We start from the raw sequence: 12,444 nt of genomic DNA, 5'->3' as shown, positions 1-12,444 counted from the left end.
ACGCGGCGGCACCGATACGACCAGTCCGTAGGCTGGGCCGGTGCCCGTGACTCCCCCGACCGGACCCGTCCCCGTCATCGACCTGCTGCGCACCGCCGAGCAGGCGCTGGGCGGCGACGGGGTCGTCCTGACCACGTCGGGATCCACCGGCGAGCCCAAACAGGTCGAGCTGTCCGCGGCGGCTCTGCAGTCCTCCGCGGCAGCCACAGCCGAGCGGGTCGGCGGGCACGGCCAGTGGCTCCTGACCCTGCCGACCGACCATGTGGCCGGCTGGCAGGTGGTGGTGCGCTCCGCCCTGGCGGGGACCGCGCCCGTCCGGCTCGAGGGATCGTTCACCGTCGAGACCTTCACGTCAGCGGCCGCGCACCTCACCGGGCCGCGGTTCGTCTCCCTGGTCCCCACCCAGCTGCTGCGGCTCGTCGAGGACCCCTCCGGCCTGGCTGCCCTCACCGACTTCGACGCCGTCCTGGTCGGCGGGGCAGCGCTGCCGGCATCCCTGCTGGCACGTGCCGAGGCGGCCGGTGTCCGGATCCACCGGACCTACGGGATGACCGAGACCTCCGGTGGGTGTGTGTATGACGGCACGCCCCTGACCGAGGTCACCGTCCAGCTCGACGAGGGGCGGGTGCTGCTCGGCGGGCCGGTGCTGGCCAGTCGCTATCTGCACGACCCGGACCTGACCGCCGCACGGTTCACCACGGACGACGCCGGTCAGCGGTGGTTCCGCACGGACGACCTGGGCGAGCTCGTGGACGGCCGGCTCCGCCTGCTCGGCCGGGTCGACGACGTCATCAACACCGGCGGGTTCAAGGTGGCGCCTCGACCCGTGGAGGAGGCTCTGCTCCGGCTGCCCGGGGTGCGCGAGGCGGTCGTGATCGCCGTCCCCGACCCGGAGTGGGGACAGCGGGTCGCCGCGGTCCTCGTGGGCGCGCAGGTCTCCCTGCAGGAGCTGCGCGAGACACTGCGTGCCGAGCTCTCGCCGCACTCGTTGCCACGCCAGGTGCTGTGGTTGGACCGGCTGCCTCTGCTGCGCTCCGGCAAGCCCGACCTGGCGGCGCTACGGCACAGGTGTGCTGGTGGAGGTGGCACAATGGGGAGTCGCCGCAGTTCTGCGGAGTGACTTGAGTCTGGGAGGAGATCCGTGCCCCGGGTGGTTCTTTTTGTGGCCCTGCTGGCCTTCACCGTCTACTGCGTCGTCGACGTGGTGCAGTCGGAGGAGGACCGGGTGCGAGGGCTGCCCAAGATGATCTGGCTCGTCGTCACTCTCCTGGTGCCCCTGGCCGGTGGGATCAGCTGGCTGATTGCCGGCCGGCCCCGAGGCATCCTCCAGCCCCGTCCGCGGCCGCGCCCTCAGGGTCCGCGCGGCCCAGACGACGACACCGACTTCCTGCGCGGCATCTAGGTCGTGGCGTCACTTCCCCAGTGGGTCGCCGGTGCGCGGCCCCGGACCCTGCCTGCTGCCGTCGCCCCCGTGGCTGTCGGCACCGGGTCGGCCCAGGCCCTGGGCCACTCTGACCTTGGCCTGGCCCTGCTGGCGCTGCTGGTCTCCCTGAGTCTGCAGATCGGCGTCAACTACGCCAACGACTACTCCGACGGCGTGCGGGGCACGGATAGCGGCACGGTGCGCGTCGGTCCGGTGCGCCTGGTCGGGCAGCGCCTGGCCGACCCCGCCAACGTCAAGCTCATGGCGTTCCTGTGGTTTGGCGTCGCCGCCCTCTGCGGCCTGACCCTGGTCGCGCTGTCCAACGCCTGGATCCTGCTGCTGGTCGGCGCTGCCGCCATCGTGGCCGCCTGGCGCTACACCGGGGGCGAGCACCCCTACGGCTACCGCGGGCTCGGCGAGATCATGGTCTTCATCTTCTTCGGGCTGGTCGCCGTGCTGGGCACGACCTGGACACAGGCCAAGGCCCTGGACCTGGCGTCGTGGGCCGGCGCGGTCGGGGTGGGGGCCATCGCCTGCGCGATCCTCGTGGTCAACAACCTGCGCGACATCCCCGGGGACACCACCTCCGGCAAGCGCACCCTGGCCGTGCGTCTCGGCGACGCCCGCACCCGGTGGCTGTATGCCGCGCTGCTGGCCATCCCGCTCCTCACCACGGTCATCGCCGCGCTCGTGCACCCCTGGTCGCTCCTGGCGCTCGGCGCCGCTCCCCTCGCGGCGTTCGCCGTGCAACCGGTCCGTGGTGGGGCTCTCGGCCGCGACCTGGTGCCGGTGATCGGCCGCACCGGCCTCTACCAGCTCGCTTTCGCGGCGCTGCTGACCCTCGGCCTGGTCCTGTAGCCGGTCAGCGCTGGTCGATCTCCGCGTCCTCGTCGTCCTCGTCCGTCCGCTCCGAGGCGACCTTCTCGGCCCGGCGGGCGCGGGACGCGGCCACGCGCTCCTCGATGTTGCGGGCCGCCTCCTCCCGCGGACCGCGCAGCAGGAAGAGCGAGGTCACCATGGAGAACAGTCCGGCGATCACGACCGCCCACAACGGCTGCAGGTTCACCAGCAACAGGACGAGAAGCGCGACCAGGAAGAGCCCCAGCCGATAGACGGTGTATTTGAACACGACCCTCAGACCCCCGAGTAGGAGTGCCAGCCGACGAAGAACAGGTTGACCACGCCGTAGTTGATCATGATGCAGACGAAGCCGGCGACCGCCAGCCAGGTCGCCTTGCGCACCGTCCAGCCCGCGGTGGCCCGGGCGTGCAGGTAGGCGGCGTAGACCACCCAGATCACGAAGGTCCACACCTCCTTGGGGTCCCACCCCCAGTAGCGGCCCCAGGCCTGCTCGGCCCAGATCGCCCCGGCGATCAGGGTGAAGGTCCACAGTGGGAAGGCGATGATGTGGATGCCATAGGTGATCCGCTCCAGCGACGGCACGCTCGGCAGGGCCGCGAGCCAGCCGGTGACCTCGCCCTTGGCCTGCGCACGGTCCTTGGCCAGATAGAGCAGCGCCAGCACCGCACCGATCGTGAACAGCGCGACCGACAACGTCGCCACGCTGACGTGGATCCACAGCCAGATCGAGTTCAGGGAGGGCATGAGGTCGGACGCCTCGGTGTACCACGAGATTTTCGCCAGCCCCAGGATCAGCAGCACCGGCAGGGTGACGAACAGGCCCAGCCACAACCGGTCCCGCCGCAGGCTCCACAGCGAGAAGACGATGAGTGTGAACATGGCGGCGACCAGCGCGAACTCATACATATTGCCCAGCGGTGCCCGCTCGACCGCCAGGCCGCGCAGCGCCACGGCAGCCATGAGCGCAAAGGTCGCCAGCCAGGTGACCTGCAGCCCGATCACGCCCCAGCGCCGGGTCGGCGGCGGGGACGACTCCGCCCGGTCGAGGACGGCCACGCCCGAGCCGGAGCCACCCGAGCCCGGGTCACCCGCGCCGGGGGCACCGTCGCGGACCTGGGCCAGGGTCGAGTCGACGGTGCCGCCCGACCCGGCGCGCGGTATACCCTCGCTGGCCGCACGCGCCTCCGCGTCCCTGCGGGAACCGGTGATGGCCAGGTGCGCCGCAAAGGCGAGCATCGCCACGGTGAGCAGCACCATGGTCACCCACACCGCGATGTCAGAGGCCTGGGCCAGGGACTGATCCGTCATGCGTCGTCCTTCGTCTGTGCTGCTGCAGTGATCTGCTCGAGCAGGTCGTCGAGATAGCCCTGCAGGTTGGGGTCGGAGCCCTTGGCCAGGCCCGCGACGATCAACCTAGTATGCCGCGCGTCCGGCTCCGCGTGATCCTCACCCGGGTGCGTGACCCGGACGAAGATCCGGCGGCGCCGGACGGTCAGCATCGTGATCAGCGCACCGAGCAGCACGATCGAGCTGATCAGGACCGGAATGCGGCCCGGATCGTGGCGCACGGCGAGACCGCCCCAGCGGACCACCTCGTCAAAGCTGAACGTGCCGCGGTCGCCGGGCAGCGCGATCGACTCCCCCGGGCGCACGAGGAGCCGCGACAGGTCACCGTCGGCGGTCGTGACCTGCTCCATCTGCGCGGTGTCCAGGGTGTAGACCGACTGGGGCACGCCGCCGGGGAAGAGCGTGCCCTCCCAGACCCCGAGCACCAGCCCGGGCTCGACCAGTCCGGGGAAGTCGGAGACCGGACCGAACTCCTCGTCGAAGCGCAGCGTCGGCAGGAAAGCGCCATAGAAGCCGAGCTGCGGGTCGGCAGCAGTCACCTTGATCGCGCCGGTCGAACCGTAGTTGTCGTCCTGCGGGAGGAACGGGGTGGTGAACGTGCCGAGCGAGCTGCCGGACCCGTCCGTGATGGTCGTGACCGTCGCATAGCCGTTGCCGAGCAGGAAGACCGAGGTGGAGCCGAAGTGCAGGGGGTTGTTGACGCCGAGCAGCTGCTGCTGCTCGGGCGCGCCGGGTGACTCGGTGGTCGTCACCGTCGCGTCGAAGCGTCGTGGTGCGCCGAACTGGGTGCCGCCGGCCTCGGTCTCGAACTCCACGTCCAGCCGGTCGATGCGCAAGGAGAACGGCTCGATGGTGTTCTCGTCGACCCAGGGGCCGGCCTGGAGCGTGTCATAGCGTGCCGCCTGGCTGGTGAACGACTCCCCCTCGGGCAGGATCACCTCCGCGCGCCATCCCCACAGGTGGCCGACGGCGACCGAGACGATCACCGCCAGCAGCGAGATGTGGAAGACCAGGTTGCCGGTCTCACGCAGGAAGCCGCCCTCGCTGGCGAGCTCGAGCTCGCGCCCCTCCTCGACCGGGCGGATCCGAAGCCGCCGGCGACGCAGGACGGTGCGCGCGGCCTCGAGCACCTGCTCGGGCTCGGCGGCGAGCTCGGCCCGCGCGTGCGCCTCGAGACGGGTCAGGTTGCGCGGGGCCCGCGGGGGCTGGGAGCGCATCGCCTTCCAGTGCTGCGCCGCCCGCGGCAGGATGCAGCCCACCAGCGAGACCATCAGCAGCAGATAGATCGCGGCGAACCACGGTGAGGAGTAGACGTCGAAGAAGCCGAACCGGTCCAGCCACTGACCTGTCGTCGGGTTCTCACGGAGGTATTCAGCCACCCGTGGCGGGTCCACGCTGCGCTGCGGCCAGATCGAGCCGGGGACGGCCGCGACCGCGAGCAGCATGAGCAGCATGAGCGCGGTGCGCATGCTGGTCAGCTGACGCCAGGTCCAGCGCAGCCACCCGACCAGCCCGAGCCTGGGCTGGGTGGTCGGCGGCGTCTTGGTGCGCCGCGGCGACGTTGGTTGCGCTGTTGTCCTCGTCATCACAGGACCGTCACGAAGCCGTCGACCAGCCGGGTCTGGGTCCAGGCGGTCAGCCCGTCCCACACCCCGGTGACCATGAGTATGCCGAGGAGCACCAAGAGGGTTCCTCCCACAGCGGAGATGGTCCGGTGCCGGTCCCGGAGCCAGCGGGACAACCGGTCGACCCAGGCCATCCCGGCAGCGACGAGCAGGAACGGAAGGCCCAGGCCGATGCAGTAGGCGATCGCTAGCACGGTGCCCCGGGCTATCGTCGCGTTGTCGGGGGACAACGAGCTCCCCAGCGTCTGGATGGCCGCGAGCGCCGGCCCCGTGCACGCGGTGAAGCCGAGCCCGAAGACCACGCCGAGCAGCGGGGCCCCAGCCAGACCCGCCGCCGGGCGCCAGCGCGGGCCGAAGCTGGTGCTGGGGTTGAGGATCATCACCAGGCCCAGCAGGATCACGATCGCGCCGCCGATCCGCAGCAGCAGGCCCTGGTGCTCCTGCAGCGTCAGCGCCAGACCGGAGATCACCACGCTCATGACGATGAAGACCGCGCTGAAGCCGGCGACGAACAGTGCCGCCCCGGTCAGCAGCCGGCCGCGACCACCCCGCTCGGCCACCCCCGGCGTCATGCCGCCGAGGTAGCCAAGGAACCCGGGGACCAGTGGCAGCACGCACGGGGAGGCAAAGCTGATCAGCCCGGCGAGCGCCGCAACTGCCAGCGCTGCCAGGAGGGGGCCGCTCACGACGAGCTCACTCACTGCTCGAGCACGTCCTCGACGAGCCCGCGCAGGGTGGACTCGCTGACCTGCCCGGCGACCCGCGCTGCCAGGCGCCCCTCGCGGTCCAGGATCAGCGTCGACGGTCGGGGGTTGGCCATGCCCTGCAGCTGCAGGATCGTCTCGCCACCGTCGTCGACCAGGGAGGTGTAGGGCACCTCGTAGCGCTCCTCGAAGGCCAGCGCGGCCGAGGCCGAGTCACGGTCGTTGACCCCGATGAACTGGACGGGGTCACCGCTCTCCTCGAAGTGGGCGTAGGCCGCCCTGAGGTCGGGCACCTCCGCGACGCAGGGCGGGCACCAGGAACCCCACACGTTGATGACCAGCACCTCACCGAGGGCGTCCGACGAGCTCCATGGCTCGCCCTCCAGGGTCTGCCCCGACAGCTCGATCGTCAGGGTGCGCTCCTCGGGGGCCAGCTGCTCGACGGTGCCGTCGCCGGAGACATAGCCCTCCTGGTTGCCGTCGCGCGCCTGGTCGCTGATGGTGTTGCCGCCGTCGCTGCACCCGGCGACCGTCAGGGCGAGGCCAAGCAGTGCCGCCGTCAGCGCACTGCGACGTGTCCTCCTGCTCACGTGCCGGCCCCGGGCGCCGCGACGGCCAGGAGGTCACGGGCCGGCTCGGCATACTCCAGCTGCACGGGCTCGTCATCGAGGAGGGTGATCGTGGTGACCGAGGCCAGGGTGCACTGGCGCTGCCGCGGGTTGTGCCACAGCCGCCGTCCTTCGATGGAGCGGCGCAGGGTCTCGATCGGCAGCTGGTGACTGACCAGGACCGCCTCGTGGCCGCGGGCGGCGCGACTGGCGTCGTGGACGGCCGCGAGCATCCGCGCCTCGATCTCGGAATAGGCCTCACCCCACGAGGGCCGGGTCGGGTTGCCGAGCCTGCGCAGGTGCTCCCAGCGCAGGAGCTGGCGCGGGTCGGAGCCGACGGTCGAGCCCTCGAAGCTGTTGCCGGCCTCGAGCAGCCGCTCGTCAGAGCCGACCTCGAGCCCGAGCGCGGCGCCCAGCGGGGCGGCGGTCTGCTGCGCCCGCTCCAGCGGGGAGGCCACCAGGTGCACGATGTCGCGGTCCCCCAGCGCGTCGGCCACCCGCTGTGCCATCTGCTCGCCGAGGTCGGAGAGGCCGTAGCCGGGCAGGCGGCCATACAGGACCCGCCCCGGGTTGTGGACCTCACCGTGACGGACCACGTGCACAAGGGTGCGGATGCCTGCAGTCATGGCTCCGATTGTCCCATGCTGGGACCGTCGGACCGAAGGCGGGACAGCGCCGCGCTAGAGGCTGTCGGCCACGGCTCCCGGCAGCGCGGCCAGGATCTTCGAGATGGCTTCGTCGTCCAGGGCCGCCGACACGAACCAGGTCTCGAAGGCGCTCGGGGGCAGGTGCACGCCACGGCGCAGCATGCCGTGGAAGAACCGGCCGAAGGCGGCGGTGTCCTGGTCCTGCGCATCGGCGTAGTCGCGCACCTGGCCCGCGCGGTGGAAGACGCTGAACATCGAACCAGCCCACTGGATCCGGTGGGCCACTCCCGCACGGTCGAGCTCGGCGGCCACCGCATCGGCGATGGTGTGCGCGACCTCGTCCAGACGCGCATAGACCTCGGGCGTGCAGAGCCGCAGCGTGGCCAGCCCGGCAGCGCTGGCCACCGGGTTGCCGGACAGTGTGCCTGCCTGATAGACCGGCCCCTCGGGCGCCAGGAGGGCCATGACGTCGGCGCGGCCCCCGAACGCGGCGGCCGGGAACCCCCCACCCATCACCTTGCCGAAGGTGAACAGGTCGGGTGCCCCGCCAGCGGGGGGTCCCTCGAGCCCGAACCACCCTGACGCGCTGCACCGGAAGCCGGTCATCACCTCGTCGGAGATCAGCAGCGCGCCGTGCTCGGCGGTGACCCGGCGCAGCGCGTCGGTGAACCCAGGCAGCGGCGGGACCACGCCCATGTTGCCCGGGCACGCCTCGGTGATCACCGCGGCGATCTGCTCACCACGCTCGGCGAACGCCACCTCCAGGGCGGGGACGTCGTTGTAGGGCAGCACGATCGTCTCGGCGGCCGCGCTGGCCGGCACTCCCGCCGAGTCCGGCAGGGCGAAGGTGGCCAGCCCCGAGCCCGCCGCCGCCAGGAGGGAGTCGACGTGGCCGTGGTAGCACCCGGCAAACTTGACCACCACGCTGCGCCCGGTGAAGCCGCGCGCCAGCCGGATCGCACTCATGCTCGCCTCGGTGCCGGAGTTGACCAGACGCACCGACTCGACCGGGGCGACGCGGGTGACGATCTCCTCCGCCAGCGCGACCTCACGCTCGCTCGGGGTGCCGAAGCTGAAGCCGTCGGCGGCGGCCTCCCGCACCGCCTCCAGCACCTGCGGGTGCGCGTGCCCCAGGATCATCGGACCCCAGCTGCCGACCAGGTCGACATAACGACGTCCGTCGACGTCGGTGAGCCACGGCCCGCTCGCCGATCGCATGAAGCGGGGTGTGCCGCCGACCGACCGGAACGCCCGGACCGGGGAGTTGACCCCGGAGGGGATGACGGCACGGGCCCGCTCCAGCAGCGCGGCCGAGGCGGGGGCCTGATCGGGATAGGTCATGGCAAGCACTCTCCTTCAGGACGGTCGATCCCGTCCACGACCTTGGTCATGACGGATCCCAGCACGGCGAACTCCTCGGGGGTCAGCCGGTCGAGCAGGACCTCGTGGACATCGGCGACGTGCACCCTGGACAGGGCCTCGACGACGGTCCGACCCTCGTCCGTGAGCGTCAGCTCCACCCCGCGCCGGTCCTCTCGCACCGTGTCTCGGCGCACCCAGCCCAGCCGCTCCAACCGGGTCGCGGTGTGGGTCAACCGGCTGCGTGACTGAACGACCTGATGAGCCAGCGCCGACATCCGGAGCCGCCCGCCCGGGGACTCGGACAGCATCGAGAGGATCTCGTACTCGGTCAGCCGCACCCCGTGCTTGGCCAACCCCTCGTCCATGGCGACGGTGATGAGACGCGAACCCCGCAGGTAGGCACGCCAGGACACCTGCTCGTCCGGGCTGAGCCACCGGGCTTCATCCATGGGGGACCTTCCTGAACTGGCTGCACGCGCCGTGATGTGTTGGGCTGGGGCTGGGTGCACAAGGATCGTACCCACTGGGAATATGGTTGAATATTCAATAGTTGATGCTGGTGACACCCACCGCTCGTCCCCGATCTTCGAGGAGTTTCTCATGACCGTCTTCAACGTCCTTCAGCCCGGCACCTACGCCGTCGACCCCACGCACACCGAGATCGGCTTCACCGCCCGTCACATGATGGTGGCCAAGGTGCGCGGCAGCTTTCCCGAATACACCGCTGACGTCGTCGTCGGGCAGACCCTGGCCGACTCCTCGGTCAATGTCGAGGTCCAGCTGAACTCGGTCGACACGCGCAACGAGGACCGCGACAACCACCTGCGCACCTCCGACTTCTTCGACATCGAGAACCACCCCACGATGACCTTCCGCTCGACCGAGATCACCGAGGACTCGATGACCGGCGACCTGACCATCAAGGGCATCACCCGCCCGGTCACCTTCGACCTGGAGTTCGTCGGCGTCTCCCCCGACCCGTGGGGCGGCACCCGCGCCGGCTTCGAGGCCAACGCCGATGTCCACCGCAAGGACTGGGACCTGGTCTGGAACGTCGCTGTCGAGGGCGGCGGCGTGCTGGTTTCCGAGAAGATCAAGCTGCACCTGGACGTCGAGCTCGTCGTGCCGGCCGACGAGGCCGCCCAGGCCTGAGCCACGGCTGACCCTGACTTCAGCAGAACCCCCGTGCCGTCCGGCGCGGGGGTTCTCGCATGCTCAGCGTCCGAGCAGCCGTGCGGCGTGCACGGCGTAGTAGGTCAGCACGACCTGTGCCCCGGCCCGGCGGATCGCGGTCAGCGACTCCAGCACGGTGCGGTCCCGCTCCAGCCATCCCTGGGCAGCGGCGGCCTCGATCTGGGCATACTCCCCCGACACCTGGTAGGCCGCCACGGGCACGTCCGCGAGGTCGGCCACCTGGCGCAGCACGTCGAGATAGGGCAGCGCGGGCTTGACCATCACCAGGTCGGCCCCCTCCGCCAGGTCGAGGCGCAGCTCGCGCAGTGACTCGGTCGCGTTGGCCGGGTCCTGCTGATAGGTCTTGCGGTCCCCCTGCAGGCTCGAGCCGACCGCCTCCCGGAACGGTCCGTAGTACGCCGAGGCGTATTTTGCGGTGTAGGCCAGCACCCCCACGTCCTGGAACCCGGCCCCGTCGAGTGCCGCACGCACCACGGCGACCTGGCCGTCCATCATCCCCGAGGGGCCGACCACGTGGGCCCCGGCGCGGGCCTGCACGACGGCCATGTCGGCATACCGCTGCAGGGTGGCGTCGTTGTCGACTCTGCCCTGGTCATCGAGCACCCCGCAGTGCCCGTGGTCGGTGAACTCGTCCAGGCACAGGTCGGACATCAGGACCGTGGCATCACCCAGGTCTGCCCGCAGGTCCTCCAGCGCGAGGTTCAGTATGCCGTCCGCCCGGGTCCCCCACGACCCCTCAGCATCCTTGTGCTCGGGGGTGGGGACACCAAAGAGCATCAGTCCCCCCACGCCTGCCTCGGTAGCCTCGTGGGCCGCCTGGCGCAGGGAGTCGCGGGTGTGCTGCACGACCCCGGGCATCGAGGCGATCGGGGTGGGCGCATCGATGCCCTCACGGACAAAGACGGGCAGCACCAGGTCGGCCGGGCAGACCCGGGTCTGGGCGACGAGGCGCCGCAGCGCCGGAGTCGTGCGCAGCCGCCGGGGTCGCTCGACCGGAGTGACGACAGCTCTCCCGGACTGGGCTGCGCTCACGCGCGGGCCCGCGCCGCACCACGTCGGCCGGTCGTGCGCCGCTGGCTGGGCCGGACCGGCTCGCCGGCAGCCTGCGCCGCCAGGGCCATCTCGGCGGCACGCTCGGCGAGCGCGTCGACCAGCACGACAGCGTTGGGCTCGGGCGCAACGACGTCGACCCGCAGACCGTGCTCCTCCGCGGTCCTGGCGGTCGCCGGGCCGATGCAGGCCACGACGGTGTTCGGGTGCGGCTTGCCGGCGATGCCGACCAGGTTGCGCACCGTCGAGGACGAGGTGAAGCAGACCGCGTCGAAGGCACCGCCCTTGATCGCGTCGCGCACCGGCGCCGCCGGGGGCGCCGCCCGCACGGTGCGGTAGGCGGTGACGTCGTCGACCTCCCAGCCCATCTCGATCAACCCGGCCACCAGGGTGTCGGTGGCGATGTCGGCCCGCGGCAGGAGGACCCGGTTGATCGGGTCGAGCACGTCGTCATAGTCGGGCCAGTCGGTCAGCAGGCCCTTGGCCGACTGCTCGGTTGTGGGGATCAGGTCCGGCTCGATGCCCCACTGCCGCAGCGCGTCCGCGGTCACCCCACCGACGGCGGCCACCTTGAGGCCGGCGAAGGCCCGGGCGTCCAACCCCAGCTCGGTGAACTTCTCGCGCACGGCACGCACGGCGTTGACGGAGGTGAAGCCGACCCACTCATAGCGACCGGTCACCAGACCGCGGATGGCGCGGTCCATCTGCTGCGGGGTGCGCGGCGGCTCGACACTGATGGTGGGCACCACCATGGAGGTGGCGCCGTGCATGGCGATCCGGGCGGTCATGGCACCGGCCTGGTCCTTGGTGCGCGGGACCAGGACGTTCCAGCCGAAGAGCGGTTTGGTCTCGAACCAGCTGAGCTCGTGGCGCAGGTCGACGGACTGGCCGACCACGACCACGCCCTCGCCGAAGGTGCTCTCCTGCAGGAGCGCCTCGGTGTGCTCCAGCACCGAGACGGACGTCTGCTGCGCCACCGTCGTGCCGTGCTCGGTCAACGAGACTGGGGTCTGCGGGTCACGACCGGCCCTGCGCAGGCCACCCAGGGCCCGCCGCAGCGTGTCGGGGGTCCCGAGCAGCACGACGGTGACCTCCGCCGCGATCGAGGTTGCCCAGTCCGTCTGCGCGTCCGCTGCGTCGATGATGTGCACGGCGCCGCCCTTCCCTCCGGAGGTGAGCGGCACACCGGCATAGGTCGGCACCGACCAGGCGGTCGAGACACCGGGGACCACCTCGAAGAGGATGCCCGCATCGCGACAGGCCAGCGCCTCGGGGGTCAGCGTGGTGAAGGCTGCAGGGTCCCCGGCCAGGACCCGCACGACGAGGGAGTCGTGCTGCTTCAGGGCACGGGTGGTGCGCACGAGCAGCTTGGCCCGCGCCGCCGGCGAGCGCCGTTGACCGCCGCCGAATGCTCCGGTCTCCACGATCTGGACATCTGCGCGGAAGAGCCCGGCGAGACGCTCGGCCGTCTCAGGGTCGTCCAGCACGACCACATCGGCCGCCGCGAGATAGTCGCGGGCGCGCACGGTCAGCAGGCCCGGGTCGCCGGGACCGGCGCCGACAAACGCCACTCGTGCCGGGGTCAGCGGCGGTGTGGTGGGTGCTGTGCTGGTGGTGCTCACG

At 71.2% G+C, this 12,444-nt stretch carries 14 protein-coding genes; 4 read left to right on the top strand and 10 right to left on the bottom strand.

The window, feature by feature from the left end; genetic code table 11:
- The first annotated feature begins 40 nt into the window (after positions 1–40).
- The 3 genes from menE to NF557_RS02195 are packed head-to-tail and all read left to right on the top strand — an operon-like array spanning position 41 to position 2,281.
- Positions 41–1,120: an o-succinylbenzoate--CoA ligase gene (gene menE / locus NF557_RS02205; RefSeq protein ID WP_252621469.1), complete on the top strand. Its 1,080-nt coding sequence runs from the start codon at positions 41–43 to the stop codon at positions 1,118–1,120.
- A 21-nt stretch (positions 1,121–1,141) separates the two neighbouring features.
- Entirely contained in the window at positions 1,142–1,402 is a 261-nt protein-coding gene (locus NF557_RS02200; protein WP_252621468.1) for a PLD nuclease N-terminal domain-containing protein, read from the top strand.
- A 3-nt stretch (positions 1,403–1,405) separates the two neighbouring features.
- Positions 1,406–2,281: a 1,4-dihydroxy-2-naphthoate polyprenyltransferase gene (locus tag NF557_RS02195; RefSeq protein ID WP_252621467.1), complete on the top strand. Its 876-nt coding sequence runs from the start codon at positions 1,406–1,408 to the stop codon at positions 2,279–2,281.
- A 4-nt stretch (positions 2,282–2,285) separates the two neighbouring features.
- Here NF557_RS02195 and NF557_RS02190 read toward each other — a convergent pair whose 3' ends face one another.
- The 8 genes from NF557_RS02190 to NF557_RS02155 are packed head-to-tail and all read right to left on the bottom strand — an operon-like array spanning position 2,286 to position 9,026.
- A complete protein-coding gene (locus NF557_RS02190; protein WP_252621466.1) occupies positions 2,286–2,552 on the bottom strand; it encodes a DUF4229 domain-containing protein in 267 nt (88 codons plus the stop codon).
- A 5-nt stretch (positions 2,553–2,557) separates the two neighbouring features.
- Positions 2,558–3,592, bottom strand: coding sequence for a c-type cytochrome biogenesis protein CcsB (ccsB, locus tag NF557_RS02185; protein ID WP_252621465.1), 1,035 nt, complete (start codon positions 3,590–3,592; stop codon positions 2,558–2,560).
- Positions 3,589–5,217 carry a cytochrome c biogenesis protein ResB gene (gene resB / locus NF557_RS02180; protein WP_252621464.1) on the bottom strand — a complete coding sequence of 543 codons (1,629 nt, stop codon included), beginning with the start codon at positions 5,215–5,217 and terminating at the stop codon, positions 3,589–3,591. Before resB ends, ccsB begins: the two co-directional genes overlap by 4 nt.
- A complete protein-coding gene (locus NF557_RS02175; RefSeq protein ID WP_252621463.1) occupies positions 5,217–5,957 on the bottom strand; it encodes a cytochrome c biogenesis CcdA family protein in 741 nt (246 codons plus the stop codon). The genes resB and NF557_RS02175 overlap by 1 nt, the downstream gene beginning before the upstream one ends.
- Complete coding sequence (locus NF557_RS02170; RefSeq protein ID WP_252621462.1) at positions 5,954–6,550, bottom strand: TlpA family protein disulfide reductase; 597 nt, start codon at positions 6,548–6,550, stop codon at positions 5,954–5,956. The genes NF557_RS02175 and NF557_RS02170 overlap by 4 nt, the downstream gene beginning before the upstream one ends.
- Positions 6,547–7,194 (bottom strand): histidine phosphatase family protein, encoded by a 648-nt coding sequence (locus tag NF557_RS02165; RefSeq protein WP_252621461.1) that lies wholly within the window; start codon positions 7,192–7,194, stop codon positions 6,547–6,549. Before NF557_RS02165 ends, NF557_RS02170 begins: the two co-directional genes overlap by 4 nt.
- Positions 7,195–7,248: 54 nt before the next feature.
- Positions 7,249–8,556 (bottom strand): glutamate-1-semialdehyde 2,1-aminomutase, encoded by a 1,308-nt coding sequence (gene hemL, locus NF557_RS02160; protein ID WP_252621460.1) that lies wholly within the window; start codon positions 8,554–8,556, stop codon positions 7,249–7,251.
- Complete coding sequence (locus tag NF557_RS02155; RefSeq protein WP_252621459.1) at positions 8,553–9,026, bottom strand: MarR family winged helix-turn-helix transcriptional regulator; 474 nt, start codon at positions 9,024–9,026, stop codon at positions 8,553–8,555. The genes hemL and NF557_RS02155 overlap by 4 nt, the downstream gene beginning before the upstream one ends.
- 151 nt (positions 9,027–9,177) lie before the next feature.
- Between NF557_RS02155 and NF557_RS02150 the strand changes: the two genes are divergently transcribed.
- Entirely contained in the window at positions 9,178–9,729 is a 552-nt protein-coding gene (locus tag NF557_RS02150) for a YceI family protein (RefSeq protein ID WP_252621458.1), read from the top strand.
- A gap of 63 nt (positions 9,730–9,792) precedes the next feature.
- Here NF557_RS02150 and hemB read toward each other — a convergent pair whose 3' ends face one another.
- Together hemB and NF557_RS02140 are read right to left on the bottom strand one after the other, a co-directional pair.
- Entirely contained in the window at positions 9,793–10,803 is a 1,011-nt protein-coding gene (gene hemB, locus NF557_RS02145) for a porphobilinogen synthase (protein ID WP_252621457.1), read from the bottom strand.
- Complete coding sequence (locus NF557_RS02140; RefSeq protein ID WP_252621456.1) at positions 10,800–12,443, bottom strand: bifunctional uroporphyrinogen-III C-methyltransferase/uroporphyrinogen-III synthase; 1,644 nt, start codon at positions 12,441–12,443, stop codon at positions 10,800–10,802. The genes hemB and NF557_RS02140 overlap by 4 nt, the downstream gene beginning before the upstream one ends.
- Between the last annotated feature and the right edge of the window lies 1 nt (position 12,444).

Source organism: Ornithinimicrobium cryptoxanthini, assembly GCF_023923205.1.
Taxonomy (GTDB): Bacteria; Actinomycetota; Actinomycetes; order Actinomycetales; family Dermatophilaceae; genus Ornithinicoccus; species Ornithinicoccus cryptoxanthini.
The sequence above is the reverse complement of the archived record's forward strand: the minus strand, read 5'-3'. Positions and strand labels throughout refer to the sequence as shown.

What these genes read in the sequence shown, in the direction of transcription:
- ccsB (WP_252621465.1), bottom strand. Translation starts at nt 3,592, where the DNA reads ATGACGGATCAGTCCCTGGCCCAGGCCTCTGACATCGCGGTGTGGGTG.
- resB (WP_252621464.1), bottom strand. Translation starts at nt 5,217, where the DNA reads ATGACGAGGACAACAGCGCAACCAACGTCGCCGCGGCGCACCAAGACG.
- NF557_RS02165 (WP_252621461.1), bottom strand. Translation starts at nt 7,194, where the DNA reads ATGACTGCAGGCATCCGCACCCTTGTGCACGTGGTCCGTCACGGTGAG.
- hemL (WP_252621460.1), bottom strand. Translation starts at nt 8,556, where the DNA reads ATGACCTATCCCGATCAGGCCCCCGCCTCGGCCGCGCTGCTGGAGCGG.
- NF557_RS02155 (WP_252621459.1), bottom strand. Translation starts at nt 9,026, where the DNA reads ATGGATGAAGCCCGGTGGCTCAGCCCGGACGAGCAGGTGTCCTGGCGT.
- NF557_RS02150 (WP_252621458.1), top strand. Translation starts at nt 9,178, where the DNA reads ATGACCGTCTTCAACGTCCTTCAGCCCGGCACCTACGCCGTCGACCCC.